Annotated in this window: 26 protein-coding genes, 3 pseudogenes and 1 riboswitch; of the genes and pseudogenes, 18 read left to right on the top strand and 11 right to left on the bottom strand. The window is 72.1% G+C overall.

Annotated elements, in window-relative coordinates:
• Nucleotides 1–151 precede the first annotated feature (151 nt).
• The 6 genes and pseudogenes from Sfulv_RS06785 to Sfulv_RS06760 all read left to right on the top strand — a co-directional run bounded on the left by Sfulv_RS06785 (nucleotide 152) and on the right by Sfulv_RS06760 (nucleotide 5,117).
• A complete protein-coding gene (locus tag Sfulv_RS06785; protein ID WP_173312756.1) occupies nucleotides 152–961 on the top strand; it encodes a metallophosphoesterase family protein in 810 nt (269 codons plus the stop codon).
• A gap of 99 nt (nucleotides 962–1,060) precedes the next feature.
• On the top strand, nucleotides 1,061–1,504 hold the full coding sequence (locus Sfulv_RS06780; protein ID WP_173312754.1) for an SRPBCC family protein: 444 nt from the start codon (nucleotides 1,061–1,063) through the stop codon (nucleotides 1,502–1,504).
• 4 nt (nucleotides 1,505–1,508) lie between these two features.
• Nucleotides 1,509–2,717 carry an ArsA family ATPase gene (locus Sfulv_RS06775; RefSeq protein ID WP_173312752.1) on the top strand — a complete coding sequence of 403 codons (1,209 nt, stop codon included), beginning with the start codon at nucleotides 1,509–1,511 and terminating at the stop codon, nucleotides 2,715–2,717.
• Between the two features lie 60 nt (nucleotides 2,718–2,777).
• Nucleotides 2,778–3,244: pseudogene (locus tag Sfulv_RS06770) on the top strand (DUF5304 domain-containing protein).
• A gap of 87 nt (nucleotides 3,245–3,331) precedes the next feature.
• On the top strand, nucleotides 3,332–4,273 hold the full coding sequence (locus Sfulv_RS06765; protein WP_173312750.1) for an ROK family glucokinase: 942 nt from the start codon (nucleotides 3,332–3,334) through the stop codon (nucleotides 4,271–4,273).
• A 70-nt stretch (nucleotides 4,274–4,343) separates the two neighbouring features.
• Nucleotides 4,344–5,117, top strand: a complete 774-nt coding sequence (locus Sfulv_RS06760; protein WP_173312748.1) for an endonuclease/exonuclease/phosphatase family protein — start codon at nucleotides 4,344–4,346, stop codon at nucleotides 5,115–5,117.
• Nucleotides 5,118–5,148: 31 nt separating this feature from the next.
• Here Sfulv_RS06760 and Sfulv_RS06755 read toward each other — a convergent pair whose 3' ends face one another.
• Nucleotides 5,149–5,814: a hypothetical protein gene (locus Sfulv_RS06755; protein ID WP_173312746.1), complete on the bottom strand. Its 666-nt coding sequence runs from the start codon at nucleotides 5,812–5,814 to the stop codon at nucleotides 5,149–5,151.
• Nucleotides 5,807–6,586, bottom strand: a complete 780-nt coding sequence (locus Sfulv_RS06750; RefSeq protein WP_173312744.1) for an alpha/beta hydrolase — start codon at nucleotides 6,584–6,586, stop codon at nucleotides 5,807–5,809. The genes Sfulv_RS06755 and Sfulv_RS06750 overlap by 8 nt, the downstream gene beginning before the upstream one ends.
• A 226-nt stretch (nucleotides 6,587–6,812) precedes the next feature.
• Here Sfulv_RS06750 and Sfulv_RS06745 point away from each other — a divergent pair, with 226 nt between their 5' ends.
• From Sfulv_RS06745 to Sfulv_RS06730, 4 genes are all read left to right on the top strand, one after another.
• Complete coding sequence (locus tag Sfulv_RS06745) at nucleotides 6,813–7,592, top strand: lysophospholipid acyltransferase family protein (protein ID WP_246353031.1); 780 nt, start codon at nucleotides 6,813–6,815, stop codon at nucleotides 7,590–7,592.
• A 32-nt stretch (nucleotides 7,593–7,624) separates the two neighbouring features.
• Complete coding sequence (macS, locus tag Sfulv_RS06740) at nucleotides 7,625–8,863, top strand: MacS family sensor histidine kinase (RefSeq protein ID WP_173312742.1); 1,239 nt, start codon at nucleotides 7,625–7,627, stop codon at nucleotides 8,861–8,863.
• Nucleotides 8,860–9,555: a response regulator gene (locus Sfulv_RS06735; protein WP_173312740.1), complete on the top strand. Its 696-nt coding sequence runs from the start codon at nucleotides 8,860–8,862 to the stop codon at nucleotides 9,553–9,555. The genes macS and Sfulv_RS06735 overlap by 4 nt, the downstream gene beginning before the upstream one ends.
• A 76-nt stretch (nucleotides 9,556–9,631) precedes the next feature.
• Entirely contained in the window at nucleotides 9,632–10,636 is a 1,005-nt protein-coding gene (locus Sfulv_RS06730; protein WP_173312738.1) for a 2-hydroxyacid dehydrogenase, read from the top strand.
• A gap of 36 nt (nucleotides 10,637–10,672) precedes the next feature.
• Here Sfulv_RS06730 and Sfulv_RS06725 read toward each other — a convergent pair whose 3' ends face one another.
• Entirely contained in the window at nucleotides 10,673–12,559 is a 1,887-nt protein-coding gene (locus Sfulv_RS06725) for an anthranilate synthase family protein (protein ID WP_173312736.1), read from the bottom strand.
• A gap of 90 nt (nucleotides 12,560–12,649) precedes the next feature.
• On the bottom strand, nucleotides 12,650–12,706 hold the full coding sequence (locus tag Sfulv_RS31420; protein ID WP_173317642.1) for a trp operon leader peptide: 57 nt from the start codon (nucleotides 12,704–12,706) through the stop codon (nucleotides 12,650–12,652).
• 147 nt (nucleotides 12,707–12,853) lie between these two features.
• On the opposite strand from Sfulv_RS31420, the gene Sfulv_RS06715 reads away from it, so the two are divergent.
• Both Sfulv_RS06715 and Sfulv_RS06710 read left to right on the top strand, forming a co-directional pair.
• The gene (locus Sfulv_RS06715; protein ID WP_371874639.1) at nucleotides 12,854–14,209 is read left to right on the top strand and encodes a class II 3-deoxy-7-phosphoheptulonate synthase; all 1,356 of its coding nucleotides are present in this window, start codon (nucleotides 12,854–12,856) and stop codon (nucleotides 14,207–14,209) included.
• A 161-nt stretch (nucleotides 14,210–14,370) separates the two neighbouring features.
• The gene (locus Sfulv_RS06710; RefSeq protein WP_173317638.1) at nucleotides 14,371–14,640 is read left to right on the top strand and encodes a (2Fe-2S)-binding protein; all 270 of its coding nucleotides are present in this window, start codon (nucleotides 14,371–14,373) and stop codon (nucleotides 14,638–14,640) included.
• An 8-nt stretch (nucleotides 14,641–14,648) separates the two neighbouring features.
• On the opposite strand, the gene bfr is transcribed toward Sfulv_RS06710, so the two are convergent.
• The gene (gene bfr, locus Sfulv_RS06705) at nucleotides 14,649–15,128 is read right to left on the bottom strand and encodes a bacterioferritin (RefSeq protein WP_173312733.1); all 480 of its coding nucleotides are present in this window, start codon (nucleotides 15,126–15,128) and stop codon (nucleotides 14,649–14,651) included.
• 154 nt (nucleotides 15,129–15,282) lie between these two features.
• Here bfr and Sfulv_RS06700 point away from each other — a divergent pair, with 154 nt between their 5' ends.
• Nucleotides 15,283–15,915, top strand: coding sequence for a sulfite oxidase-like oxidoreductase (locus Sfulv_RS06700; protein WP_173312731.1), 633 nt, complete (start codon nucleotides 15,283–15,285; stop codon nucleotides 15,913–15,915).
• An 18-nt stretch (nucleotides 15,916–15,933) separates the two neighbouring features.
• Here Sfulv_RS06700 and Sfulv_RS06695 read toward each other — a convergent pair whose 3' ends face one another.
• From Sfulv_RS06695 to thiO, 6 genes are all read right to left on the bottom strand, one after another.
• Nucleotides 15,934–16,440, bottom strand: a complete 507-nt coding sequence (locus Sfulv_RS06695) for a DUF4396 domain-containing protein (RefSeq protein WP_173312729.1) — start codon at nucleotides 16,438–16,440, stop codon at nucleotides 15,934–15,936.
• 68 nt (nucleotides 16,441–16,508) lie between these two features.
• Nucleotides 16,509–17,372 carry a deoxyribonuclease IV gene (locus Sfulv_RS06690; protein WP_173312727.1) on the bottom strand — a complete coding sequence of 288 codons (864 nt, stop codon included), beginning with the start codon at nucleotides 17,370–17,372 and terminating at the stop codon, nucleotides 16,509–16,511.
• Between the two features lie 6 nt (nucleotides 17,373–17,378).
• Complete coding sequence (gene pknB / locus Sfulv_RS06685) at nucleotides 17,379–19,301, bottom strand: Stk1 family PASTA domain-containing Ser/Thr kinase (RefSeq protein ID WP_173312725.1); 1,923 nt, start codon at nucleotides 19,299–19,301, stop codon at nucleotides 17,379–17,381.
• An 88-nt stretch (nucleotides 19,302–19,389) separates the two neighbouring features.
• Complete coding sequence (locus Sfulv_RS06680; protein WP_173312723.1) at nucleotides 19,390–20,184, bottom strand: thiazole synthase; 795 nt, start codon at nucleotides 20,182–20,184, stop codon at nucleotides 19,390–19,392.
• Nucleotides 20,185–20,188: 4 nt separating this feature from the next.
• Nucleotides 20,189–20,413: a sulfur carrier protein ThiS gene (gene thiS, locus Sfulv_RS06675; protein ID WP_173312720.1), complete on the bottom strand. Its 225-nt coding sequence runs from the start codon at nucleotides 20,411–20,413 to the stop codon at nucleotides 20,189–20,191.
• Nucleotides 20,410–21,600: a glycine oxidase ThiO gene (gene thiO, locus Sfulv_RS06670; protein WP_173312718.1), complete on the bottom strand. Its 1,191-nt coding sequence runs from the start codon at nucleotides 21,598–21,600 to the stop codon at nucleotides 20,410–20,412. Before thiO ends, thiS begins: the two co-directional genes overlap by 4 nt.
• A riboswitch (TPP riboswitch) is annotated at nucleotides 21,598–21,709 on the bottom strand. (Overlaps the previous gene by 3 nt.)
• 188 nt (nucleotides 21,710–21,897) lie before the next feature.
• Here thiO and Sfulv_RS06665 point away from each other — a divergent pair.
• The 5 genes and pseudogenes from Sfulv_RS06665 to Sfulv_RS06645 all read left to right on the top strand — a co-directional run bounded on the left by Sfulv_RS06665 (nucleotide 21,898) and on the right by Sfulv_RS06645 (nucleotide 26,264).
• A pseudogene (locus tag Sfulv_RS06665) lies at nucleotides 21,898–23,075 on the top strand (NAD(P)/FAD-dependent oxidoreductase).
• An 81-nt stretch (nucleotides 23,076–23,156) separates the two neighbouring features.
• Nucleotides 23,157–23,521, top strand: a pseudogene (locus Sfulv_RS06660) (Rv2175c family DNA-binding protein).
• A gap of 81 nt (nucleotides 23,522–23,602) precedes the next feature.
• Entirely contained in the window at nucleotides 23,603–24,253 is a 651-nt protein-coding gene (gene thiE, locus Sfulv_RS06655; RefSeq protein WP_173312716.1) for a thiamine phosphate synthase, read from the top strand.
• A 135-nt stretch (nucleotides 24,254–24,388) separates the two neighbouring features.
• Nucleotides 24,389–25,306 (top strand): methylenetetrahydrofolate reductase [NAD(P)H], encoded by a 918-nt coding sequence (gene metF / locus Sfulv_RS06650; protein WP_173312714.1) that lies wholly within the window; start codon nucleotides 24,389–24,391, stop codon nucleotides 25,304–25,306.
• 52 nt (nucleotides 25,307–25,358) lie between these two features.
• Nucleotides 25,359–26,264, top strand: a complete 906-nt coding sequence (locus Sfulv_RS06645) for a hypothetical protein (RefSeq protein WP_173312712.1) — start codon at nucleotides 25,359–25,361, stop codon at nucleotides 26,262–26,264.
• Nucleotides 26,265–26,274 lie beyond the last annotated feature (10 nt).

Raw genomic sequence — 26,274 nt, 5'->3', positions numbered from 1 at the left:
TTCCCGATAGGGGGTTCCGGCCAGATGTCTTATGCATCACACAGAGGCGTGAGCCTCCCGCGCACAGTAGTGCACCCAGGTGACGGCCCGGAAGTTAGCGCAGGTCCGGCCGCCCCTACCGGGGCGGCGGGCGGCGATCTAGGGTGTCCGGATGCGAGGCAGCGAAGTGGACGGCCCGGACGCGGCGGTGAAGAGCGGTACGCGGGTCCACGTGGTCAGCGACGTGCACGGCAACAGCGAGGCGCTCGCCCGCGCCGGAGACGGCGCCGACGCCCTGATCTGCCTCGGTGACCTGGTGCTCTTCCTCGACTACGCCGACCACTCGCGCGGCATCTTCCCCGACCTCTTCGGCGTGGAGAACGCGGACCGCATCGTCGAACTGCGTACCGCCCGCCGCTTCGAGGAGGCCCGCGAGTTCGGCCGCGCCCTGTGGGCGGGCATGGACCGCAACGCCGCCATCATCGCCGCGGTACGCAAGCAGTACGCGCAGATGTTCGCCGCCATGCCCACCCCGACGTACGCCACCTACGGCAACGTCGACATCCCCGGCCTCTGGCCCGAGTACGCGGCCCCCGGCACCACCGTCCTGGACGGCGAGCGGGTCGAGATCGGCGGCCGGGTCTTCGGCTTCGTCGGCGGCGGCCTCAAAACCCCGATGAACACCCCGTACGAGATCAGCGACGAGGAGTACGCGGCCAAGGTCGAGGCGCTCGGGCCGGTGGACGTGCTCTGCTCGCACATCCCGCCCGACGTCCCCGAGCTGACGTACGACACCGTGGCCCGCCGCTTCGAGCGCGGCAGCGCGGCCCTCCTCGACGCCATCCGGCGCACCCGCCCCCGGTACGCGCTTTTCGGCCATGTCCACCAGCCGCTCGTCCGCCGGATGCGGATCGGCGCCACCGAGTGCGTCAACGTCGGCCACTTCGCCTCCACCGGGCGGCCGTGGGCCCTGGAGTGGTGAGGCGGACCGCGCGACGGCCACCGTCCGGTACGCGATAGCCTGCACGCGGCAGACCTCTGCCGAACGCGAACGGTTACACCGCACCGGAGGGCCACGGCGATGGCTGAACACACCAGCTCGAGCATCATGATCGAGGCGGCACCGGCCGACGTCATGGGAGTGATCGCCGACTTCACCCGCTATCCCGAATGGACCGGCGAGGTGAAGCAGGCCGAGGTGCTGGCCGCCGACGAACTGGGCCGCGCCGAGCGGGTCCGTCTGGTCCTGGACGCCGGGGCGATCAAGGACGACCACGTCCTGGCGTACACCTGGACCGGTGCGAACGAGGTCAGCTGGACCCTCGTCAAGTCCCAGATGCTCCGTGCCCTGGACGGCTCCTACACCCTGGCGCCGGCCGGCGACCGTACCGAGGTCACCTACCGGCTGGCCGTCGACGTCAAGATCCCGCTCCTCGGCATGATCAAGCGCAAGGCGGAGAAGGTCATCACCGACCGGGCGCTCGCCGGACTGAAGAAGCGCGTCGAATCCCTCCCGCGGGGCTGACCGCGTGCGTACGGTCCTGGTCACCGGCCCCGGTGGTGCGGGCCGTACGACGGTCGCCGCGGCGACCGCGCTGGCCTCGGCCCGGGCGGGCCTGCGCACCCTCCTCCTCTCCGCCGACGCCGTACCCGGATTCCCCGCCGGCGGCACGGAACCCGTCGAGGTGACCGGCAGCCTGCGGTACGCCCGCGTCGACTCCGGCGCACACTTCCGCGACGAGCTCCTCGACCTCCAGGACCGCGCCTCGGGAGTCCTCGGACTGCTCGGCGCCAACCGCCTCGACGCCGGGGAACTGACCGAACTGCCCGGCAGCGCCCAGCTCGCGTTCCTGCACACCCTGCACCGCGTCGCCGGGGGCGACCGGTCCGGGGGCGGCACGGACGTCCTCGTCGTCGACCTCCCGCCGCTCGGCGACGCCCTCGCCCTGCTCGCCCTGCCCGAGCAGCTGCGCCGCTACCTGCGCCGCCTCCTGCCGCCGGAACGCCAGGCCGCACGCGCCCTGCGCCCGGTACTCGCCCAGCTCGCGGGAGTACCCGCCCCCGCGCAGTGGCTGTACGAGGCCGCCGCCCGCAAGGACGCCGAGCTGGCCGCCGTCCAGGCGCTGATCGAGGACGCCTCGACGACCGTGCGCCTGGTCGCCGAACCGGGCCCGGCCGCCGATGACGCCCTGCGCGCCGCCCGTACCGGACTCGCCCTGCGGGGACTGCGCGTCGACGCGCTCGTCGCCAGCCGGGTGCTGCCCCGGCACTCCCAGGACCCCTGGTTCGCCGCTCTCGCCGCCCAGCAGGAGAAGTGGGCAGCCCAGTGGGCGCGGCAGTGGCCCCCCGGGACACTGCGGGAGGCCGCGCACCTGGGCCGCGATCCGCGGGGCCCGGAGGACCTCGCACTCCTCGGCGGGCTCGCCCCCGACGCCCGGACGCCCGGACCGGCGGGCGACCCCTGGTGGACCGAGGAGGCCGGCGCTGCGGGCCCGGCCGGCGGCGAACCGGCCGGGGGAGCCCTCGTCTGGTGCCTGCCGCTGCCGGAAGCCGGCAAGAAGGACGTGCACCTGGTGCGCCGCGGCGACGAACTCCTCCTCACCGTCGGCCCCTTCCGGCGGATCGTGCGCCTGGAGTCGGGACTGCGCCGCTGCACCGTCTCCGGAGCCGCCCTCACCGAGGGGGTGCTGCGTGTCCGGTTCGCGCCGGACCCGGCGCTCTGGCCGCGGACCCGATGAACGGTTTACCCCTGTTCGGGTAACGTCGGTACTACGCCACCCCCGCCGCAGGAGTCCGCCATGAGTGAAGCCACCGACCGTCCCGCCGACGGCGACGCGTGGGCCGATGCCTGCGCCGAGGACCTCGAAGCCGAGAAGGCCAGGCGCCGTGCCCGGTACGGGCCGCAGCCCGGCTCCGCCGCGGAGGAACTGCGCAAGCTGGTCGACGCGGTCGCCGACAAGGTCTCCTCGCTCCAGTCACCGCTGCTCGGCGTGGCCGCCCAGGGTGCCGTCCAGCAGGTGATCAAGCAGGCGAAGTCCGCCGTGGAGCCCGTCATCGAGCGCAATCCCGAACTCTTCGACCACCTCGCGGCGGCCGGCGGCGAACTTCTGGCCGCCTACCGCTCGGCCGTCGAGGGCCAGGAGTCCCGCTGGACCCGTACCGCCGGGGGCGCGGGGGTGCGGGCACCGCGAAGAAGGCCGCTGACGACCCGTCCGACCCCCGGGACGAGGGACCCGGCGGCAGTGAGCAGATCGACCTGGACTGACCCCGGGCCGCAGACAGTAGGCCCTGGGGCTCCCCTGCCTCGGGTACGGTTGGCCGGTAGCGGGGCTCGACCGAAACTGAGGGATTCATGGGACTCACCATCGGCGTCGATATCGGCGGCACGAAGATCGCGGCTGGAGTGGTCGACGAAGAGGGCCAGATCCTCTCGATGTTCAAGGTATCGACCCCGCCGACGGCCGAAGGCATCGTCGACGCCATCTGTTCTGCCGTGGCCGGAGCGAGCGAGGGGCACAACGTCGAAGCGGTCGGCATCGGCGCTGCCGGATACGTCGACGACAAGCGCGCCACCGTGCTGTTCGCACCGAACATCAAGTGGCGCCATGAGCCGCTGAAGGACAAGGTCGAGCAGCGGGTCGGCCTGCCGGTCGTCGTCGAGAACGACGCCAACGCGGCCGCCTGGGGCGAGTACCGCTTCGGGGCCGGCCAGGGCCACGACGACGTCATCTGCATCACGCTCGGCACGGGCCTGGGCGGCGGCATCATCATCGGCAACAAGCTGCGGCGCGGACGCTTCGGCGTGGCCGCCGAGTTCGGCCACATCCGGGTCGTCCCGGACGGCCTGCTCTGCGGCTGCGGCAGCCAGGGCTGCTGGGAGCAGTACGCCTCAGGGCGCGCGCTCGTCCGGTACGCGAAGCAGCGTGCCAACGCCACCCCGGAGAACGCCGCCGTTCTCCTGTCGCTCGGCGACGGCACGGTGGAGGGCATCGAGGGCAAGCACATCAGTGCCGCCGCCCGCCAGGGCGACCTGGTCGCCGTCGACTCGTTCCGTGAACTGGCCCGCTGGGCAGGGGCCGGACTCGCCGACCTCGCCTCGCTCTTCGACCCCTCCGCCTTCATCGTCGGCGGCGGTGTGTCGGACGAGGGCGAACTCGTCCTCGACCCGATCCGCAAGTCCTTCCGGCGCTGGCTGATCGGCGGCGAATGGCGCCCGCACGCACAGGTGCTCGCCGCGCAGCTCGGCGGCAAGGCCGGCCTGGTCGGCGCGGCCGACCTGGCCCGCCAGGGCTGATTCCAGCGTACGACCGGACGCCCGCCGCGCCCTTCGGGGAGCGGCGGGCGTCCGGCGTATGGTGACGCCCATGGTCATGACGCCGCTGCCCGACTCCCGTACCGAGCCGGACGGTTCAGCCGTCGTCAGGGTGCTCAGCTACAACGTGCGGTCGATGCGCGACGACACCGAGGCCCTGGCCCGCGTCATCCGCGCCTGCCGCCCCGACCTGGTCTTCGTCCAGGAGGCCCCGCGCTTCTTCCGCTGGCGCAAGGCGGCCGCCCGGCTCGCCGCCGCCACCGGCCTGGTGGTCCTCTCCGGCGGTGCCTCAGCGGCCGGGCCCCTGCTGCTCTGTTCGCTGCGGGCCACGGTGGAGCGGACCGAGGACGTGCTGCTGCCGCTCACCCCCGGACTGCACCGCAGGGGCTTCGCCACCGCTGTGGTGCGGATCGCCGGCACCCGGATCGGGCTCCTGAGCTGCCACCTCAGCCTCCAGCGCGAGGAACGCCTGGCCCAGGCGGACTCCCTGCTCGAACGGCTGGACGCCATGCGGGTGCCCCACGCGCTGGCGGCGGGTGACCTCAACGAGGGACCGGAGGGACGGGCGTTCACACGGCTCGCCGGGCGGCTCCAGGACTGCCGGGCCGTACGCCCCTGGGGCGGCGAGCACACCTTCCCGCCGGACGGCCCCCGGCGGCGCATCGACGCCGTCTTCGCCACGCAGGGGGTCGAGGTGCTCGGCTGCGGAGTCCCCTGGGGCCTGGCGGGTATCACGGAAGCGGACCTGCGGGCCGCCACCGACCACCTTCCGGTGCTGGCGGCACTCCGGGTGCCCGCCCTGTCCGCGACGGGCCGTACGAGCTGACCGCACGGCCCGGTGCGTCACGCGCGGCGCGTCACACCACCGCGCCGCGCCCCGGGTCCTCGTCCTCCTCGTCGTCGTGGGGCATCCGCGCCACCAGCGTCACGAAGCCGCCGAGGAAACCGCCGATGCAGAGCGTGGTGAGCCACCACGTCATCTCCCACTGCAGGAGCACGGCGACCAGCATCAGGACCGGGCCGCCGAGGACCGCGAGCCAGCCGAACTTCGCGGTGACATCGGCCTCCGGCAGCGGCGGCGGCTCCGGCGGGACGAAATGCCCCTCCTCGCTGCCGTCAGGGCCGTCGGGGTCGCCGTTCTGCGGCTCCTGGACCTCGTAGTCACGCGGCCCGGCGACCCCGGGCGCGAAGACGACGGAACTGCCGAGCGCCTTCTTCTCCGGAGGCTTCGCCGGCTTCGGCTTGCCCGCCCCCTTGTCGACGTCGTCGCCCGCGCCCGTGTCCGGCTCCAGGACGTTGAGCTGGTCGTCCTCCAGCAGCGCCAGATCCTCGATCGACTTGAACGGCTTGGCGCCCGGCGGGTCCGGCGGTTCCTCGCCGTACCCCGCGACGATGGCCTCCCAGGCCGCGACCTCGTCCACCGGCCGGGCCTCCCCGGTCCCCTCGGGGACACCGGTCTCCTCCGGGGGACGCGGTTCGCGCTCCTCGTCACTGCCTGTGCGCTCCGCGTCGTGCTCAGCCACCGGACGTTCTCCCCTTCTTGCCGACGCTGGGTGCGAGACGGCCGACGAACGAGTAGCCCAGCTCGAAGATCCGCTCCGCGTCATGGTCCAACGTCGCCACGTGGTAGCTCTGTTCCAGCAGGACCTCCTCGACATCGGTCGAGGACACCCGGCTCAGGATGCGGGCCGAGTCGGCGGGCGGCACCACGTGGTCCCGCGGGCTGTGCAGCAGCAGGAGCGGCTGCGTGACCTGCGGCAGTTCGGCGTCGACCAGGCGGAAGAACGCGCGTACCGAATGGGCCGCGTGCAGCGGCACCCGGTCGTAGCCGACCTCCTCGACACCCGGCCTCGCGATATCGCTGGTGAGGCCCTTCGTCGTACGCACGAGATGGCGGGCGACCGGCAGGGCGTAGGCCGAGAGGCCGTGCACCTTGTTCGCCGGATTCACCAGCACCAGGCCCGAGACCGCGTCCCCGTGCTTCGCCGCAAGCCGCAGCGACAGCGCACCGCCCATGGAGAGTCCGAAGACGAAGACCTGGCCGCACCGCTCCCGCAGGACGCGCAGCTCCCGGTCCACCTCCGCGTACCAGTCCTGCCAGCCGGTGACGGCCATGTCCTCCCAGCGGGTGCCGTGTCCCGGCAGCAGGGGGAGCGAGACGGTCAGCCCCCGCTCCGCGAGGTGGTCGGCCCACGGGCGCAGCGACTGCGGCGATCCGGTGAATCCGTGACAGAGCAGGACGCCGACCTCTCCGCCGTCGTGGCGGAACGGCTCGGCTCCAGGAAGGACCGGCACCAGGGTCTCCTGTTCGTGAGGCTGGGGCTCAAAAGGGAGTACGAAGAAGGATTACCTCACCGTACGCGACCGGGCCGACACCGACCAGGGCCGTCGCGGGCCGCAGCCGCCGGACCGGCCGTCCCGCCCGCCCGTCCCCGGCGTGGGGCCCGGCCCCGTGCCGGGCGGGAGCACGGCCGATGCCACAGGTTAAGGTCTGGACGACAGCACACAGGAGGCACCCGAGTTGATCTACGGCGCTATGAAGTTCTCCATCGGCGGCTCTCTGAAGCTCGCTTTCAGGCCGTGGGTGGAGGGCCTGGAGAACATCCCCGCGCGGGGGCCCGCGATCCTCGCGAGCAACCATCTGTCGTTCTCCGACTCGTTCTTCCTGCCGGCCGTGCTCGACCGCAAGGTCACCTTCATCGCGAAGGCCGAGTACTTCACGGCCCCGGGTGTGAGGGGAAAGCTCACCGCGGCCTTCTTCAAGGGCGTCGGCCAGCTCCCGGTGGACCGCTCCGGGGCCCGCGGCGCCGGTGAGGCCGCAGTCAAGGCGGGCATCCAGGTCATCGGGAGCGGCGGGCTCTTCGGCATCTACCCCGAGGGCACCCGTTCACCGGACGGCCGCCTCTACCGCGGCAAGCCCGGCGGCCTCGCCCGCGTGGCCCTGGCCACCGGCGCGCCCGTCATCCCCGTGGCGATGATCGACACGGAGAAGATCCAGCCGCCCGGCCAGGTGATGCCCAAGCTGATGCGGCCGGGGATCAGGATCGGCGAGCCGCTCGACTTCAGCCGCTACCACGGCATGGACGGTGACCGCTTCATCCAGCGCTCGCTGACCGACGAGGTCATGTACGAGATCATGAAGCTGTCCGGCCAGGAGTACGTCGACATCTACGCGACGGCGGCCAAGCGCCGGATCGCGGACGAGGCCAGGCGCCGGTCCGAGGACGGGAAGCGCGCGCAGAAGCAGGCGCACGCGAAGGACGCCGGGGACAGCGACGGGACGGACCGGACCGGCGCCTAGCGGCGTCGAGGACCGTCCAGGGGGTGGGGGAGATGACCGGGCGCGAGCGGGTCGTACGCATGTCCGTCGAGCAGCCGCTGTGGCGTGCCCTGACCGCGTACCGCGTGCTGACCATGGTCTACGCGGTGCTCCTGGCGGCCCTCAACCGGGAGAAGTTCGAACGCCCCTGGGTGGCCGCCGCCTTCCTGGCGGCCATGGTCCTGTGGACCCTGCTCACCCTGCCCAGGGTCGCCGGTGCCGTGCGCTGCACCAGGCGCTTCCTCGGCGCGGACCTCGTCGTCGCGCTCACGGGCATCCTCCTCACCCCGCTCGCCGACTTCGACGCCCGGCACGTCGACGGCCCGACCCTCCCGTCGATCTGGACGGCCGGCTCGGTCCTGGCCTTCGCCATCAAGGGCGGCTGGCGGTGGGCCGCCTTCGCCTCCACCTTCGTCGCCGCCGCCAACATCATCGAGCGCGGACATCCCAGCCGGGACACCGTCCACAACGTCCTGCTGGTCTGGGTCGCCTCCATCGCCATCGGGTACGTCGTCGAGGTGGCCCGCGCCAGTGAACGCACCCTGGCGCGCGCCCTGGAGATCGAGGCCGCCACCCGGGAGCGGGAGCGGCTGGCCCGGGACATCCACGACAGCGTGCTCCAGGTGCTCGCGATGGTGCAGCGCCGCGGCACGGCGCTCGGCGGTGAGGCCGCCGCACTGGGCAGGATGGCCGGCGAACAGGAAGTCGCCCTGCGCACCCTCGTCTCCAGCGGTCTCGTCCCCACCACCCGGGTCTCCGAGGACGCCGCGGACGGGGCCGTCGTCCGCACCGTGGAGACCGGCGACAGGGATGACCGGGCCGGCCCGGACGGGCCGGCCGGGTGCGATCTGCGCGCCCTGCTCGCCCCGCACGCCGGCTCCCGGGTCAGCTTCGCGGAGCCGGGGGCCCCGGTGGTGCTGCCGCCGGAGGCCGCACGGGAGCTCGCCGCCGCTGTCAGCGCCGCCCTGGACAATGTGCGGGCGCACGCCGGACAGGACGCCCAGGCGTGGATTCTCGTCGAGGACGAGCGTGACGAGGTGATCGTGACCGTCCGTGACGACGGTCCGGGCATCCCGGAGGACAGGCTCGCCCAGGCGGAGAGCGAGGGCCGCCTCGGGGTGGCTCTGTCGATCCGCGGACGGTTACGTGACCTGGGTGGCACGGCCGCGTTGGTCTCGGTGCCCGGCCAGGGCACGGAGGTCGAGTTGAGGATTCCGAAGGTTCCACGGGGGAAGGCAGGATCGGCCCGATGAGTACACCGAACGCGCGGGATGCGCAGGAGCGGCCCACCAGGGTCATGGTCGTCGACGACCACCCCATGTGGCGCGACGCCGTCGCCCGCGACCTGGCCGAGTCCGGCTTCGACGTCGTCGCGACCGCCGGTGACGGCCCGCAGGCGGTGCGCCGGGCGAAGGCCGCGCGGCCCGACGTCCTGGTCCTCGACCTGAACCTGCCCGGGATGCCCGGTGTCCAGGTCTGCAAGGAGCTCGTCGGCTCCCATCCGGGACTGCGCGTCCTGGTGCTCTCCGCCAGCGGTGAGCACGCCGACGTCCTGGAGGCGGTGAAGTCGGGGGCCACGGGTTATCTGCTGAAGTCGGCCAGCACCCAGGAGCTGACCGACGCCGTGCGCTCCACCGCGGCGGGCGACCCCGTCTTCACCCCGGGTCTCGCCGGTCTCGTCCTCGGCGAGTACCGCAGGCTGGCCTCCGGCCCGGTCCCGGTGGCCGCCGACGAGCCGAAGGCCCCGGAACTCACCGACCGCGAGACGGAGGTGCTGCGCCTGGTCGCCAAGGGCCTCTCGTACAAGCAGATCGCGGAACGGCTCGTCATCTCCCACCGCACCGTCCAGAACCACGTGCAGAACACCCTGGGAAAGCTCCAGCTGCACAACCGGGTGGAGCTCGTGCGGTACGCGATCGAGCGCGGCCTCGACGACGTCGGCTGAACGGCGTCCCCCGGACGTGGGCCGTATATTCGCGGGGACCGGTCCCAGCCCGCCCGCGCGAACTACGGGAGACGTCGTGGAGATCCTCGCCTTCGGTGTGCAGTCCGACGAGAGACCCCTGATCGAGAACGCCTTCGCCGGACGGCACGAGGTGCGCTGCCTGGACGTCTTCCTGACCGAGGACACCGCGCCGATCGCGGCGGGTTACGAGGCCGTCTCCACCAGCGTCAACGCCGACCTCAGCGGCGCGGTCCTCCAGACCCTCGCGGCGGGCGGCACGCGGATGATCGCCCAGCGTTCCACCGGCTTCAACAACGTCGACCTCGACGTCGCCGAGCGCCTGGGCCTGCGCGTCGCCCGCGTCTCGTACTACTCGCCGTACTCCGTCGCCGAATTCGCCTGGACCCTCGCGATGGCGGTCAACCGGCGCATCATCCGCGCCGCGAGCCGCACCAGGGACTTCGACTTCCGCCTCGACGGTCTGCTCGGCCGGGACATGCGGGGGCGCACCGCCGGAGTGATCGGCACCGGGAAGATCGGCGAGGCGTTCACCCGGATCGCCCACGGTTTCGGCATGCACCTGCTCGGCTGGGACGTCGTGGAGAACCCGGCGTGCCTGGAGCTCGGCATGGAGTACGTCGAGAAGGACCGCCTCCTCGCCGAGGCCGACCTGGTCAGCCTGCACGTGCCCCTGCTGCCCTCCACCCACCACCTCATCGGCGGCGAAGCCCTGGCCGCGATGAAGGACGACGCGATCCTGATCAACTCCAGCCGGGGCGGGCTCATCGACACCAGGGCGCTGGTCGCCGAGTTGCGGGCGGGCCGTTTCACCGGCGTGGGGCTCGACGTGTACGAGGCGGAGGCCGGGCTCTTCTTCCTCGACAAGTCCCTCGAAGGCGTCGACGACGACACCCTGGCCAGGCTGGTCACCTTCCCCAACGTCATCGTCACCTCGCACCAGGCGTACTACACCCGGGAGGCGGTGGGCCAGATCATCGAGGCGACCGTGCGGAACATCGACGACTACGCGGCCGGGCGCCGCAGCGACAGCGTCCTCGTACCGGCCCCGCCCGTGAACTGAGCCCCGGCCGGCTGCCGGGGCCCCGCGTCCCCACGGTCAGCGGGCCACCGGCAGCCCCGCCAGCAGCTCGGTCACGATCGCGGCCCCGCGCAGTGTCAGCACCGACTCCGGGTGGAACTGCACCGAGGCGAAGCCGTTCCCGCGCAGCGCGTGCAGTTCACCGGTGGCCGGGTCCCGGCTCGTCTCGATGTGGAGCGCGGCCAGCCCGGCGGCCGCCGGCTCGTCGCAGCGGGCCGTGAAGCTGTTGTAGAAACCCACGGTCTCCGGGCGGCCGAACAGCTCGATCCGGGTCTGCGCCCCCTGGTACGGGACGGCCTTGCGGACGATCTCGACACCCAGCTCCGCCGCGATCAGCTCGTGCCCGAGGCAGATCCCGAGCAGCCCGTGCCGGTGGTCCCTGAGCAGCCCGGCGGCCAGCTCGCGCAGCAGCCGCATCCTGGGATCGGCGACCTCGGCCGGATTCCCGGGCCCGGGGCCCAGCACGACGGGCCCCTCGTGCGCCCGTACGGCCTCGCGCAGTCCGGGCTCGTCGTACCGCCGCACCGACACCTCCAGCCCCGACGACCTCAGCAGGTGCGCCAGCATCGCGGTGAAGGTGTCCTCGCCGTCCACCACGAGCGCGTGACCGGACAGCTCACGGGTGCGCTCCTGCATCCGCAGCCAGAAGGGCGCCAGACCGCCGCGCCGGTCCTCCAGCGCCGCCCGTACCCGCGGATCGTCGGCCAGCCGCGGACCGGCCGTCTCCGCCTGCGGCCGCCCCGGCCGCACACCGAGGGCCGCCAGCACCCCGGCCGCCTTGGCGTGGGTCTCGGCGACCTCGCTCTCCGGGTCGGAATGGCGTACGAGCGTGGCACCGACCGGCACCTTCAGCCGGCCGTCGGCCGAGATGTCGGCCGTGCGGATCAGGATCGGCGAGTCCAGGGTCTGGGCCCCGCTCGCGTCGCGCCCCAGGAGGGCCAGCGCGCCCGCGTAGTAGCCGCGGCCCCCGGACTCGTACCGTTCGATGACCCGGCAGGCGTTCTGCACGGGCGAACCGGTGACCGTCGCGGCGAACATGGTCTCCTTCAGCACCTCCCGTACGTCCAGCGAGGAGCGCCCGCGCAGTTCGTACTCGGTGTGCGCGAGGTGCGCCATCTCCTTGAGCCGGGGGCCGACCACCACCCCGCCCATGTCGCCGACGGTGCACATCATCTTGAGTTCCTCGTCGACCACCATGGAGAGCTCCTCGGTCTCCTTGCGGTCGCCGAGGAAGGCCAGCAGCCCTTGAGCCGTGGGCCCGCCCGCGGGGTAGCGGTAGGTGCCGCTGATCGGGTTCATCACGACCGTGCCGCCGGACATCCGCACATGCACCTCCGGGCTGGCACCGACCAGGGTCCGCTCCCCGGTGTGCACCACGAACGTCCAGTACGCGCCGCGCTCGCCCGACAGCAGCCGCCGGAACAGGGCCAGCGCGTCGGCCCGGCCGAAGCCGGGGATCTCGCCGCCGAAGGTCCGCCGGATCACGAAGTTCGCGCCCTCGCCCTGCCCGATCTCGTCCTGGACGACCCGCCGGACGATGTCCGCGTACCGCGCGTCGGGGACGTCGAAGCTTCCGCCCTCCACCCGCACCTCGTGCCGGGGCAGCGCCGCCAGCATCTCGCCGAGCGGCAGCGTGCGGGACTCCCGGGCGAGGAGGACCGACAGCGGAGTGCCGTCGTCACGGACGTCGAAGCCCCGCTCGGCGATCTGCCGGAACGGCACCAGGGCGAGTGAGGGCTGCTCGCCCACGGGGATGTCGGCGAGCCGCTCCACCTCCCGCACCGGCCCGATCAGGACGTCGACGGTGTCGTGGTCGTGGCCGGGGGTACGCCTGCGCAGCAGCGCGAACGGCGGGCAGTCCTCCCGGAGGAGTTCGAGGACGAGGTCGGACGCGCGGTCGGGCATGGGTGTTCCTTCCGATGAGGAGGAACGGTCCCGAAACGCAGAGAAGGCCGCCCCTCGGGCGGCCTTCGCGAAGTCTGTACGCGCGATGAGTCAGCGGGCCGCCGGATGAGCGGTCCACCACCAGTTCTGGATCGTCGGCGCGAACATGCCGTGGATCGTAGCGCACGGCGGGCCGTGCCGGAGCGCTCTCCCGCACGCGTGGCGCGGATGCCGCCCACCGGCGACTTCGGACGGTCTGTCTCATCAGGCGAGCGAGGGGCCGCCGGAGGGCGGGGACCCCGTAGTCTTGCGGGCGTGATCGTGAAAGCTGAATCCCTGAGCGTCGCCGACAAGGCGACCTGGCGAGACCTTCCCGCGGCGCAGCAGCCCGAGTACCCCGACTCCGAGGCCCTGCGCGATGTGCTCGCGGACCTCGAGTCGTATCCGCCTCTCGTCTTCGCCGGCGAGTGCGACCAGCTGCGTGCCCGTATGGGAGCCGTCGCCAAGGGCGAGGCGTTCCTGCTGCAGGGCGGCGACTGCGCCGAGGCGTTCGACGCCGTGTCGGCCGAGCACATCCGGGCCAAACTGAAGACGCTGCTCCAGATGAGCGCCGTCCTCACCTACGCGGCCTCCGTCCCGGTGGTGAAGATCGGCCGGATCGCCGGCCAGTACTCCAAGCCGCGCTCCAAGTCGACCGAGACCCGCGACGGCGTGACCCTGCCGACCTACCGCGGCGACTCCGTCAACGGCTTCGCCTTCACCGAGGCCGCCCGGATCCCGGACCCCCAGCGGCTGAAGCAGATGTACCACGCGTCCGCCTCCACGCTGAACCTGGTCCGCGCCTTCACCACCGGCGGATACGCCGACCTGCGCCAGGTGCACGCCTGGAACCAGGACTTCGTGAGGTCCTCGCCCTCGGGGCAGCGCTACGAACAGCTGGCCCGCGAGATCGACAACGCGCTGAACTTCATGAAGGCGTGCGGCACCGACCCGGCCGAGTTCAAGGCGGTGGAGTTCTACGCCTCCCACGAGGCACTGCTGCTGGACTACGAGACGGCGCTGACCCGCACCGACTCGCGCACCGGCAAGCTGTACGACACCTCGGGCCACATGGTGTGGATCGGTGAGCGCACCCGCCAGATGGACGGCGCGCACATCGAGTTCGCCTCGAAGATCAGCAACCCGATCGGCATCAAGCTCGGTCCGACGAGCACCGTCGACCAGGCGCTCGGCTACATCGACCGCCTCGACCCCGACCGCGAGCCGGGCCGGCTGACCTTCATCGTCCGCATGGGCGCCGACAAGGTCCGCGACAAGCTCCCCGAGCTGGTCGAGAAGGTCACCGCCTCCGGTGCCACCGTGGCCTGGGTGACGGACCCGATGCACGGCAACACCTTCGAGGCCGCGTCCGGCCACAAGACCCGGCGCTTCGACGACGTCCTCGACGAGGTCAAGGGCTTCTTCGAGGTGCACAAGGGCCTCGGCACCCACCCGGGCGGCATCCACGTCGAGCTCACCGGTGACGATGTCACCGAGTGCGTCGGCGGCGGCCACGAGATCTTCGTGGACGACCTGCACCAGCGTTACGAGACGGCCTGCGACCCGCGCCTCAACCGCAGCCAATCCCTCGACCTGGCGTTCCTCGTCGCTGAGATGTACCGCGCCCAGTAGGGGCCACCGGGCAGTACGACTGTGGGGCACGGATCGATGTGATCCGTGCCCCACAGGCCGTTCCGGGGCTTTTACCCGCAAGGCGCGGCGGGTAAGGTTAGGTTAGCCTCACCGAACGATCGGGGCGGCTCCGCGATCGACCCCGGCGGGAGGTGAACCGCGTGTACGTCTGCTCGTGTTTCGGAGTGACCGAACAGCAGGTCAAGCAGCATGCGGACGCCGGTGCGTGCACGCCCCGGCAGATAGCCTCCGCCTGCAAGGCCGGTACGGACTGCGGTGGCTGCGTCCGCCGGATCCAGGCGCTGCTGGGCCGCGGCGACTGCCCGCGCCGCGAGCTGCTCGACCAGAAGCAGGAGTCGGTGGCCGGTTCCCTGGGTGCCGCGGCCGTCGTCACCGCCTCCCCGGACGTCCGGCTCTCCGACGTCGCCTGAGCCCCGGCTCAGCCCTCCGGCTGCTCGATCAGCTGCGCGATGTAGAGCGGCTCGCCGAGCTTCTCGACCAGTTCCAGCTGGGTGTCGAGATAGTCGATGTGGTGCTCCTCGTCCGCCAGGATCGACTCGAAGATGTTCGCGGACGTGATGTCGCCCTTGTTGCGCATCAGCTCGATGCCCCGCTTGAGGCGGTCGATCGCCTCGACCTCGACCTGCCGGTCCGCCTGGAACATCTCGGTGACCGTCTGGCCGACCCGTACGTGGAAGAGCCGCTGGTAGTTGGGCAGGCCGTCGAGGAACAGAATGCGGTCGGTCAGGATCTCGGCGTGCTTCATCTCGTCGAACGACTCTGCCCTGGTGTACTTGGCGAGTTTCGTCCAGCCGAAGTTGTCCTGCATCTTGGCGTGCAGGAAGTACTGGTTGATGGCGGTCAGCTCGGCGGTCAGCTGTTCGTTCAGGAACTCGAGGACCTCGGGGTCGCCCTGCATGGCACAGGCTCCTTCCAACCGGTGTACTGGGCAAGTTGGCCGCATCCTCGCACTGCGCATGCCGACCGTCCAGTAAGTGCATGCTTAGTACGAGTTGCCCGAATCGGGTCTGCCCTGGTCATAACCACCCCTGCCTGTCTGTCACCATGGAGGCATGGGTCAGCCGGAAAGCCGGGAATACAGCGAATCAGGGCAGTCCGAGCTTCCGCCGGGGCAGCGCCTGCAGCGCGGCTGGCCGGTCACCCACTACGGGCCCGTACCCAAGTTCAAGCCCGACCGCTGGGAGTTCCGGGTCTTCGGGGCCACGGCGGACGGCGGGAAGCGCTGCTGGAACCACCAGGAGTTCACGGCTCTCCCCTTCTCCTCGGTCGTCGCGGATCTGCACTGCGTGACGAAGTTCAGCATGGTCGGCGCCGAGTGGGGCGGGGTCCTCGCCCGCCGAATCCTGGAGCTGGCGCCGCCCGCGGCCGGCGTCACCCATGTGATGGTGTGGGCCGAGTACGGCTTCAGCTCCAACCTCCGCCTGGAGGACTTCGCCGCGGAGCGGACCGTGTTCGCCACGCACAAGGACGGCGACCTGCTCACCGCCGAACACGGTTTCCCCGTGCGGCTGGTCGTGCCGCACCTCTACGCCTGGAAGGGCCCCAAGTGGGTCCGCGGTATCGAGTACATGACCGCCGACCGCCGGGGTTTCTGGGAAGAGCGCGGCTATCACAACATCGGTGACCCCTGGAGCGAGCAGCGTTACTCCTACCAGGAGGAGCCCGGGGACGGGCCCGAGCTCTGAGCCGGGGGCTCTTCGCCGTCAGTGGTGGTACCGGTGCACCACGGCGTGGCCCCTGCCGCGGCCGATCATCCACTTGTTGACCGGAACCGTGATGACGAAAGCGGCCGTCAGTGCGATGGCCAGGGCGATCCAGAACATCGCGTCCGTCAGGTGGGCGTCCATCGCCCCGGGCCAGAGGCCGAGCACCCCGTTGTCGATCAGTTCCATGACGGCGATCGAGAGGGTGTCGGCGGCCAGGGCGACGCGGAAGGCCGTGCGGAAGCCGACGCCGGCCTTCAGGACGCCGCGCAGGGTCAGCGCGTAACCGAAGAGGAAGGCGAGGGTGATCGCGAGCGCCATCGTCGCCATGTCGCCCCAGCCGAGGGCGGTGCCGATCACCATGCCCAGGATCTCGCCGATGGCGCAGCCGGTGAGGCAGTGCAGCGTGGCCCGGGCGGCCGTGGCCCAGCTCGCTCGGGGGCGCGCGGGCCCCGCGTCCGCGTGGTCCGGGCGGGCACCGCGGTGGATGTCGTGGTCGTGCCGCATGGTCTTCCCCCCAAGCCGGAGAGAGGGTCTGTCGACCAGGAGAACCACATACCCCTCGGGGGTATTCCTCAGGCGTTCGCGGCAGTGCGCAGCTCCTTCAGCCGCGCCACGTCCGCCGCATGCTTCTCCTTGCCGCCGGGCGTCTCGATGACCAGGGGTACGCCTTCGGTCGCCGGGTGCGAGAACAGCTCACGGAACGGCTCCGCGCCGATGTGGCCCGCGCCGATGTTCTCGTGCCGGTCCTTGTGCGCCCCCGCCGCTTCCTTGGAGTCATTGGCGTGGATCAGTTTCAGCCGGCCCTCGCCCACGGTCTCCACCAGCAGATCCAGGGTCCGGCGCATGCCCTCGGGGCCGGCCAGATCGTGCCCCGCCGCGTGGATGTGACAGGTGTCCAGGCAGACGCCCAGTCGGGGATGGGAGTCCAGCGCCTCGAAGTACGGGCCGAACTCCCAGGTCCGCGAGCAGAGCGAGGACCCCTGCCCGGCCGTCGACTCCAGGAGCAGATACGGGTCGCCGTCGTGCGTCAGCTCGTCGAGCAGCGGCAGCATGTGCCTGCGGACCTGTGCGAGGGCCTCGGCCCGGGGCCTTCCGCCGGTCGCCGAACCCGTGTGCACCACGACACCCAGCGCGCCGATCTCCCTGGCCCTGCGCAGGGAGTGGCGCAACGACTCGACGGACCGCTCCACGGTGGCCTCCGTGTGCGAGCCGAAGTTGATCAGATACGGGGCATGGACGTACGCCGGTATCGAGCGGGCCCCGCACTCCGCGCGGAACAGCTCGTCCTGTGCCGGGTTCCCGGCCGGCGTCGCCCAGCCGCGCGGGTTGGCGACGAAGACCTGGACGGCCTCCGCGCTCAGCTCGCGGGCGTGTTCGAGGCCGACCTTGGCCAGTCCGCCTGCCACCAGGACGTGAGCGCCTACCGGGTTTCGCATGTGGATCTACAGTCCCCTGGTCCTGATCGTGATCGTGGAGCCCTCGGCGGCCTGTCCGCCGCCCTCGACGGACTGCTTCTCGACGGTGTCGCTGAACGACAGGAACGGCCGGTCGACCTCGACCTCGAAGCCCGCCTCTTCCAGTGTGCTCCTGGCCTCGTCCACGTCCTTGCCCGTGACGTCCGGCACGTCGAGCATCCGCGGCCCCTTGGAGACCGTGAGCTCCACCACGTCGCCCTCGGCGGCCTCCGCGCCCTCCGCGGGTGACTGCTCGCTGACATCCCCCGCCACTTCGGAGGAGTGCACCCGGCCGGGCCTGGCCTCGGCCCTGAGCCCCGCCTCCTCCAGGACGGCGGTGGCCTCATCGACGGAGAGACCGCTGACGTCCGGGACGGCGATCGGGCTGCCCTTGCTGACGACCAGGGCGACGGCGGACCCGGAGCGGCGCTCGGTACCCGCCCCGGGGACCGTACGGACCACTGCGCCCCGCGCCACGTCCCCGCTGAACTCCCGGGTCACCGTCCCGGCCGCCAGCCCCGCCTCCTTCAGATCGCGCCTGGCTTCGCCGAGGGCGACGCCCCGGAGACCGGGCACGTCGACCGTCTCCGGCCCCCGGGAGACGACGAGCCGCACCGAGTCGTTGCCCCGGATGCGCTCGCCGGAACCGGGATCGCTGCTCATCACCATGCCGCGGGCGGCGGTGTCGCTGTACGCGCGGTCGACGCGCCGCACGTCGAGACCCGCGTCCCGGAGCCGCTGCTCAGCGGTCTCCTGGCTCTGCCCGAGCAGTGAGGGGACCCGGGTGAACTGGCCGGAGTTGATGTACCAGACACCCGTGCCCACGCCCAGCACCAGCAGGACGGCGGCGAGGACGGCGGCGGTCGCGCGCCGGGGACTCCCGCCGAAGAGGCGGAGCCGGCCGGGACCGGTCCGCCGGGGCGCCGGCACCGGCATCTCCAGGCGGCTGGTGTGGTGGGTGGTGCCCTGGCCGGCCGGGAGCGCGCGCGGGATCACGCTCGTACGGTCGTCGGCGGCGTCGTGCTCCTCGCCGCGCGCCTGCGGGGGGCTGGCGTCCAGCTGCTCCTCGCTGAGCGCGTCCCGGCACGTCCTCGCCTCGGCCAGCAGGAGCACCGCGTCCCTCGGGCGCACCCCGGGGTCGCGGGCGGTGGCAGCGGCCACCAGGTCGTCCAGCTCCACCGGGAGCCCGGGCACGGCCGCGGACGGGGCGGGGACGTCCTGGTTGAGGTGCTGGTGGATGACCTGTGCGGCGGTGCTCCCGGTGTGCGGTCTGCCGCCCGTCAGCATCTCGTAGAGGACGACCCCGCACGCGTACACATCGGCCCGCGTGTCGGCCGTTCCGTGCTCGATCTGCTCAGGTGCGAGATACGACACGGTGCCCAGGAGCGAGCCGGTGGTCTCGGTGGCGGTGCCGACAGCCCGTACGAGCCCGAAGTCGGCGACCTTCACCCGGCCGTCGTCCCCTATCAGGACGTTCTCCGGCTTCATGTCGCGGTGCACGAGGCCCGCGCGGTGCGCGGCGCCGAGGGCGGCCAGGACGGGCTCCATGATGTCCAGCGCCGCCCGGGGCCGCAGGGCGCCGCGCTCGCGCAGGACGTCCCGCAGGGTGCACCCCGCGACGTACTCCATCGCCAGGTAGACGTACGCCCCCTGGGCGCCCTGGTCGAAGACCGCGACGATGTTGGGGTGCGCGAGCCGGGCCACGGACTTCGCCTCGCGGATGAAGCGCTCGACGAACGAGGCGTCGGTCGCCAGGGCCGGGTGCATCACCTTGAGCGCGAGCACCCGGTCGAGCCGGGTGTCCATGGCCCGGTAGACCGTGGCCATGCCGCCGACCGCGATCCGCGCGTCGACGCGATAGCGGCCGTCGAGCAGCTGCCCGATCACGGGGTCCTGGAGGGTCGTGTCCACGCACCGAGTCTACGAGCCGCCGCTGACACCTCCGACGGTCCGGACGGTCCCGGGACCCCACCGCGGCCGAGCCGTGACAGGGACACCCCTAGAACGCCGGGCGCTCCGGGTCCAGCACCGCACGGCCCTCGCCAGGGGACGACGCCTCGGCGAAGTGGCGGCGGGGAATGCGGCCCGCCCGGAACGCGAGGCGCCCGCCCTCCACCGCGTGCCTCATCGCGCCCGCCATCAGCTCCGGCTCCTGCGCCCGGGTCACCGCGGACGCCAGCATCACCGCCGAGCAGCCGAGCTCCATCGCGAGCGCGGCGTCCGACGCGGTCCCGGCGCCCGCGTCCAGGATCACCGGCACCCCGGCCCGCTCGACGATCAGCTGGAAGTTGTGCGGGTTGCGGATGCCGAGCCCGGAGCCGATGGGGGAGCCGAGCGGCATGACCGCCGCGCACCCCACGTCCTCCAGCTTCCGGGCCAGCACGGGATCGTCGTTGGTGTACGGCAGTACGGTGAAACCGTCGTCCACCAGGATCTCGGCGGCGTCCAGCAGCTCGATCGGGTCGGGCAGCAGCGTCCGCTCGTCCGCCACCACCTCCAGCTTGACCCAGTCGGTGCCCAGCGCCTCCCTGGCGAGCCTGGCGGTGAGTACGGCCTCGCCCGCGGTGAAGCACCCCGCGGTGTTCGGCAGGACGCGGATGGAGAGCCGTTCCAGCACGGAGAGGACCGAACCCCGCACGGTCGGGTCCAGCCTGCGCATCGCCACCGTCGTCAGCTCGGTGCCGGAGGCGAGCAGGGAGCGCTCCAGGACCTCCAGGCTCGGAGCACCGCCCGTGCCCATGATCAGCCGGGAGGAGAAGGGCGTACCGCCCAGGGTGAAGAGGTCGTCGGACACGGGGTCAGCCTCCCTGGACCGCGGTGAGGACCTCGACGCGGTCTCCGTCGGCGAGCGCGGTGGAGGACCACCGGCCGCGCGGGACGACGGTCTCGTTGACGGCAGCGGCCACTCCGGAGCGCGCGGCGGTGAGCGTGGCCACCAGGGTGTCCAGCGGGGTGCCGGGGGGAACGCTCCGGCGTTCCCCGTTCACGGAGATCAGGACGGGGCCTGACAGGTGCTCGGTCATGCGGGCTGCTCCTGACGCACGGGGGCGGCTGAGGTCGGGGGGGTGAAACGGCCGGGTGTGAAGGCGCGGCCGACCTCCGGCAGTTCGCCGGTGGTCAGCACGTGTGCCATCACCTCGCCGGTCACCGGGGTCAGCAGCACCCCGTTGCGGTGGTGGCCGGTGGCGAGATGGAGGCCGGGCAGGGCGGTCGGGCCCAGCAGCGGCGCGTTGTCGGGGGAGGCCGGACGCAGGCCCGCCCGGGTCTCGGTGAGCGGCAGCTCGGTGATGCCGGGCATCAGTTCGTGCGCGTCGCGCAGCAGCTCGTAGACCCCGCCCGCCGTGACGGTGGTGTCCCAGCCCAGCTCCTCACTGGTGGCGCCGACGACCAGCTCACCGTTCTCCCGGGGCACCAGGTAGAGATGGCTGCCGCGCACCACGGCGCGCACCGTGCGGCTGAGGAAGGGGGCGTACGCGGGCGGCACGGTCAGCCGCAGCACCTGGCCCTTGACCGGGCGGACCGGCGGCACGATCTCCTCGGGCAGTCCGGCGAGCCGGCCGCTGAGACTGCCCGCGGCGAGGACGACCTGGTCGGCGCGGAGGCCGGTCCCTCCCGCGAGCACGGCTCCGGTGGCGCGGCCGTGCGTGACGGTCAGCCGCTCGGCCCAGGCCCGGTGGAAGACCACCCCGGCGCGTTCGCAGGCGGTCAGCAGCGCGGCGGCCAGCCGGCGGGGGTCGACCTGGTGGTCGCCGTCGACGCGCAGCCCGCCGCGCACGCCCGGGGCGAGCATCGGCTCAAGTCGGCGGCACTCGCGCCCCGTGAGCCACTCGGACTCCAGCCCCGAACGCCTCTGCAAGGCGTGCAGTTCGCGCAGGTGGGCCCGGTCGTCCGAGTCCAGCGCCACGGCCAGGGTGCCGCAGGCGCGGAAGCCGATCTCCTGCCCGCTCGCCTCCTCCAGCTCCGCCGCGAACGCGGGATAGCGGGCCGCGGACGCGACGTTGAGGCCGAGCAGGGTCTGCTCGCCGTAGTGGAGTTCCGTGACGGCGGCGAGCATCCCGGCCGCCACCGAGGCGGCCCCGCCGCCCGGCCCGGGGTCGGCCACCACGGTGCGCAGACCGCGCTGCGCCGCCCGCCAGGCGGTCACCAGTCCGATGATGCCGCCCCCGATGACGAGGACGTCGCACCCGTTTCCGTTCCGTGGAGCACGCATGGGCTTCCAGCCCCTCCCTTCGCCGGCATGACCCGGATCAGGTTCGTACGGTCGGAGGCCGGCCGGCCTCCCTCTCAGCCCGGTCGTCCGGGCTCCCGCGAGTCTTCTACGTGGGCCACCCTAAACCCCGTCACCCGTGGCCGGTAAGACCGTCCGGCGCAGGCGCCCGGCCCCGGCGTTCCGGTCGACGGGCCCGCCCGCGTTTCTGGCACTCCGTCAGGTGCTTAAGGTGGGCGGGTGAGTGAGCCGAGACAAGCAGGAACAGCGGGGCGGCATGTGGTGGTCGCCGGAGCGGGCATGGCCGGAGTGCAGACCGCCGTGGCCCTGCGCGAACAGGGCTTCACCGGACCCGTCACGCTGATCGGCGCCGAACCGCATCAGCCGTACGACCGGCCGCCCCTCTCCAAGGCGGTCCTGCTCGGCGAGGCCGAGAACTCCGCCTTCGACATCGACTTCGAGGCACTCGGCATCACCCTGCGCCTCGGCCTCGACGTGACGGGACTGCGGCCCGCGGCACACGAACTGGACACCGGGCGCGGCCCTGTCCCGTACGACACCCTGGTCGTCGCCACGGGCGCGCGGCCCCTCGTGCTGCCCGGTTCCGAGGGGGTGCCGGGCGTCCACCTCCTGCGCACCCTCGACGACGCCGCACGGCTGCGGCCCGTGCTGGAGCGCAGGCACGACATCGTGGTCGTCGGTGCCGGCTGGATCGGCGCCGAGTTCGCCACCGCGGCCCGTGTGGCCGGCTGCGCGGTCACCGTCGTCGAGGCGGCGGGGCGGCCTCTCGCCGGCGCCCTGCCCGCGGAGGTCACCGCCCCATGGCCCGCTGGTACGGGCAGAGCGGCGCCGAACTCCTCACCGACGCCCGGGTGGCCCGCGTCGAACCGGGCTCCGTCGTCCTGGCGGACGGCCGGGTGCTCCCGGCGGGAGCGGTGGTCGTGGGCATCGGCGCCCGGCCCGCCACCGGATGGCTGGCCCGCTCCGGCATCGCGCTCGGCCCTGATGGCTCGGTCACCGCGGACAGCCTGCTGCGCAGCTCACTGCCCGATGTGTACGCGGTCGGGGACTGCGCCTCCTTCCCCTCCGCCCGCTACGGCGAACGCCTGCTCGTCCACCACTGGGACAACGCGCTCCAGGGCCCGCGCACCGTCGCGGCCGCCATCGTCGCCACCGACGGTGACGGGCCGCCGCCGCGGCCGTACGACCCGGTGCCCTACTTCTGGTCCGAGCAGTTCGGCCGGTTCGTGCAGTACGCCGGCCACCACGCCGGCGCGGACACCCTGCTCTGGCGCGGCGACCCGGCGGACGCCGCCTGGTCGGTATGCTGGCTGCGCGGAGAAGTGCTGGTCGCGGTGGTGGCCGTGGGCCGCCCGCGCGACCTGGCACAGGGGCGAAGACTCATCGAGGCGGGCGCCCGCCTCGACCCGCGGCGGGCCGCCGACCCCTCCGTACCGCTCAGAGCGGCGAAGGTCTGAGACCACTCCGACACCAGCTCGTGACCCCCTTGGGGTCGGCCCGGCTACCGACTGTCAGTCCGGGATGGCACGCTTGTCCCTGTGACCGAGATTGACGCAAAGATCGATGCTCTCGTCCCTGCCTGGCTCCACCTTCCCGACATCGCGGAAATGCTCGATATCGAGGTGACGCGCGTGCGGCAGCTGGTCAGGGAAGGCCAGCTCATCGCCGTACGACGTGGTGAGAACCGGGCGCTCCAGGTGCCTGCCGCCTTCATCGACGGCGACAAGGTGGTCAAGGGCCTCGCGGGGACCCTGACGCTCCTGAGGGACGACGGCTACAACGACGAAGAGATGCTGGAATGGCTCTTCACCCCGGACTCGACCCTGCCCGGTACCCCGCGGAGGCGTTGAGTGAGAATCGCGGTACGGAGGTGAAGCGCCGCGCCCAGGCGCTCGCCTTCTGACCGAGACAACCGCGCACGGAGTGCGGGCCGCGCCACCCGGCCCGGCCCGCACCCCGCGCCGTACCGACGGGGGAAGCTCACATGTCCACGCCTCGCACGCAGCTGTCCGACGCCCGGCTCTACCTGTGCACGGACGCCCGCAAGCGGCAGGGCGACCTCCCCGCGTTCCTGGATGCCGTTCTCGGCTCCGGTGTGGACATCGTCCAGCTGCGTGACAAGGGAATGGAGGCCGCGGAGGAGCTCGAACACCTCGCGGTGTTCGCCGATGCCTGCGAGCGTCACGGGAAGCTCCTCGCGGTGAACGACCGCGCCGATGTCGCCCACGCCATCGGTTCCCACGTGCTGCACCTCGGGCAGGGCGATCTGCCGGTGCCCGCCGCCCGGGCCGTCATCGGGCAGGACGTGGTCATCGGCCGCTCCACCCACGCCGGCTCCGAGGTCGACGCGGCCGTCGCCGAACCCGGCGTGGACTACTTCTGCACGGGCCCCTGCTGGCCCACCCCCACCAAGCCCGGCCGCTACGCACCCGGCCTGGGGCTCGTGCGGTACGCCGCCTCGCTCGACCAGCCCCGCCCGTGGTTCGCCATCGGCGGTATCGACGCGGGCAATCTGGACGAGGTGCTCGACGCGGGCGCCCGCCGGGTCGTCGTCGTGCGGGCGATCACCGAGGCCGACGATCCGGCCGCCGCCGCCGCCCACCTCGCCGAGCGCGTCCGGGCCCGCACCGCCTGAGCAGGGGTTACCCGGACCGCCGCCGCCGGGCGGCGGTGAGCGACCGGTGTCCGAAGGGTGGACAACAACCCCTCCAAAACGGGCAAATCGCCTGCTCTGGTTGGGGTACCGCTCCGCCCTGGTTAACCTCCCGGTATGGCCCTTGGCACACCTTCCACCAGGACGGATCACGCGCGCACCGTCCGTGAGCTGCTCGCGAGCGGCAAGCCCTCGTACTCGTTCGAGTTCTGGGCGCCCAAGACCGAGAAAGGCGAGCGGAACCTCTGGAACGCGCTGCGCCGGGTCGAGGCGGTCGCCCCCAGCTTCGTCTCCGTGACGTACGGGGCCGGTGGCTCCACCCGCTCGGGCACGGTCAGAGCGACGCAGCGGATCGCCGAGGACTCCACGCTGACCCCCGTCGCGCACCTCACCGCCGTCGACCACTCCGTCGCGGAACTGCGCAACATGGTCGGCCAGTACGCGGACGCCGGAATCCGCAACATCCTCGCCGTGCGCGGAGACCCGCCAGGCGACCCGATGGGCGAGTGGGTCGAGCACCCCCGGGGCGTGCGGTACGCCGCCGACCTCGTCCGGCTCATCAAGGAATCCGGTGACTTCTGTGTCGGCGTCGCCGCCTTTCCCGAAATGCACCCGCGCTCGGCCGACTGGGAGACCGACATCGGTCATTTCGTGGACAAGTGCCGTGCCGGTGCCGACTATGCGATCACTCAGATGTTCTTCAATCCGGAGGATTATCTCCGGATGCGTGACCGCGTGGTCGCCGCCGGTTGCGGAACACCCATCATTCCCGAGGTGATGCCGCTCACCAGTGCCAGACAGCTCGAAAGGTTCGCGCAGCTCAGCAACGCGTCCTTCCCCTCGTCGCTGAAAGAACGCATCCTCGCCGCCAAGGACGACCCCACCGCTGTACGCTCCATCGGTATCGAGTTCGCAACGGAGTTCTGCGCGAAGTTGCTCTCCGAGGGTGTCCCCGGACTGCACTTCATCACGCTCAACAACTCGACGGCGACGCTCGAAATCTACGAGAATCTCGGACTGCACAAGCAGTCCTGACCGGCCGTACCCGCCACCAACCGGGGCGCGGTGGCCGCAGGAGGGGGCGGACGTGGGCTGGACGGTCCTCTACATCGCATTCGGCATCGTGGCTCTGTGGCTGCTCGGTGAGGTGCTGCTGCAGTACAAGGCACGGCTGCGCTGGCGGCTCCTCGCCTTCGGCGGATTCCTGGGTGTGGTCGTAGGCGTCCTGATTCCGTCCGTGCCGGTGATCGCGCTCGGCGCGATCGCCTTCGCGACCGGGCAGACGTATGTGACGCTCTCCTTCCGCAAGGGCTTCTCCACCGGCTGGGCCATGGGCGGCAGCCCCGGCGAGAGCCGCCGCCGTCGCGGCGGCGGCGGGCGCGCCGAGCACAGGGAACCCAGCCTGGAGGTCTCCGGCCTGGAGTACCGGGCCGAGCCGGAAGGCCCCGCCCCGGTCTACGCGCCGGAACCGCTGCCGGACGACACCGGGCAGTACGGCGTGTACACCGACACCGCCTACGCGGCCGCGGGCGCGGGCGCCCCGGGTAACCGGCCGGAGCAGGGCGATGCACCGTACGACGCCTTCGCCTCCTACCCCGGCCCCCAGCAGCCCTCCGCCCAGGACACCTACGCCGGGCAGGACGGCTACGCCACGCAGGGCCAGGACACCTACGCGGGGCAGTACGACTACGGCACGGGCCGGCAGAGCTACGCGGCGTACTCCGACCCGTACATCGGGACCGGCACCACCGGCGGCTCCGCGCCGTACGGCTCGTACGACAGCCACGGCACCGGGTACGACAGCTTCGGGGGCCGCCAGGAGTACACCGAGCCCTACCCGCAGCAGTACGGCGAGACCCCGCCGGGCGGGGTCTGGGTCCCCCAGCAGCGTGACGCGGAGCAGCACCCGCCGCTGCCCCAGCAGGAGCCCGTGGAACCCACGCCGTACGGCAACGGGTACGACACCGGCCAGAACGAGCCGTACCGCTACTGAGACGCGCCCG

Origin of the sequence: Streptomyces fulvorobeus, from assembly GCF_013167895.1 — a bacterium.
Classification (GTDB): domain Bacteria; phylum Actinomycetota; class Actinomycetes; order Streptomycetales; family Streptomycetaceae; genus Streptomyces; species Streptomyces fulvorobeus.
Note: the sequence above shows the minus strand (reverse complement) of the source record. Positions and strands in the feature narration are given on the sequence as shown.

What these genes read in the sequence shown, in the direction of transcription:
- Sfulv_RS06785 (WP_173312756.1), top strand. Translation starts at nt 152, where the DNA reads ATGCGAGGCAGCGAAGTGGACGGCCCGGACGCGGCGGTGAAGAGCGGT.
- Sfulv_RS06780 (WP_173312754.1), top strand. Translation starts at nt 1,061, where the DNA reads ATGGCTGAACACACCAGCTCGAGCATCATGATCGAGGCGGCACCGGCC.
- Sfulv_RS06765 (WP_173312750.1), top strand. Translation starts at nt 3,332, where the DNA reads ATGGGACTCACCATCGGCGTCGATATCGGCGGCACGAAGATCGCGGCT.
- Sfulv_RS06760 (WP_173312748.1), top strand. Translation starts at nt 4,344, where the DNA reads ATGGTCATGACGCCGCTGCCCGACTCCCGTACCGAGCCGGACGGTTCA.
- macS (WP_173312742.1), top strand. Translation starts at nt 7,625, where the DNA reads ATGACCGGGCGCGAGCGGGTCGTACGCATGTCCGTCGAGCAGCCGCTG.
- Sfulv_RS06735 (WP_173312740.1), top strand. Translation starts at nt 8,860, where the DNA reads ATGAGTACACCGAACGCGCGGGATGCGCAGGAGCGGCCCACCAGGGTC.
- Sfulv_RS06725 (WP_173312736.1), bottom strand. Translation starts at nt 12,559, where the DNA reads ATGCCCGACCGCGCGTCCGACCTCGTCCTCGAACTCCTCCGGGAGGAC.
- bfr (WP_173312733.1), bottom strand. Translation starts at nt 15,128, where the DNA reads ATGCAGGGCGACCCCGAGGTCCTCGAGTTCCTGAACGAACAGCTGACC.
- Sfulv_RS06700 (WP_173312731.1), top strand. Translation starts at nt 15,283, where the DNA reads ATGGGTCAGCCGGAAAGCCGGGAATACAGCGAATCAGGGCAGTCCGAG.
- Sfulv_RS06695 (WP_173312729.1), bottom strand. Translation starts at nt 16,440, where the DNA reads ATGCGGCACGACCACGACATCCACCGCGGTGCCCGCCCGGACCACGCG.
- Sfulv_RS06690 (WP_173312727.1), bottom strand. Translation starts at nt 17,372, where the DNA reads ATGCGAAACCCGGTAGGCGCTCACGTCCTGGTGGCAGGCGGACTGGCC.
- thiS (WP_173312720.1), bottom strand. Translation starts at nt 20,413, where the DNA reads ATGACCGAGCACCTGTCAGGCCCCGTCCTGATCTCCGTGAACGGGGAA.
- thiO (WP_173312718.1), bottom strand. Translation starts at nt 21,600, where the DNA reads ATGCGTGCTCCACGGAACGGAAACGGGTGCGACGTCCTCGTCATCGGG.
- thiE (WP_173312716.1), top strand. Translation starts at nt 23,603, where the DNA reads ATGTCCACGCCTCGCACGCAGCTGTCCGACGCCCGGCTCTACCTGTGC.
- metF (WP_173312714.1), top strand. Translation starts at nt 24,389, where the DNA reads ATGGCCCTTGGCACACCTTCCACCAGGACGGATCACGCGCGCACCGTC.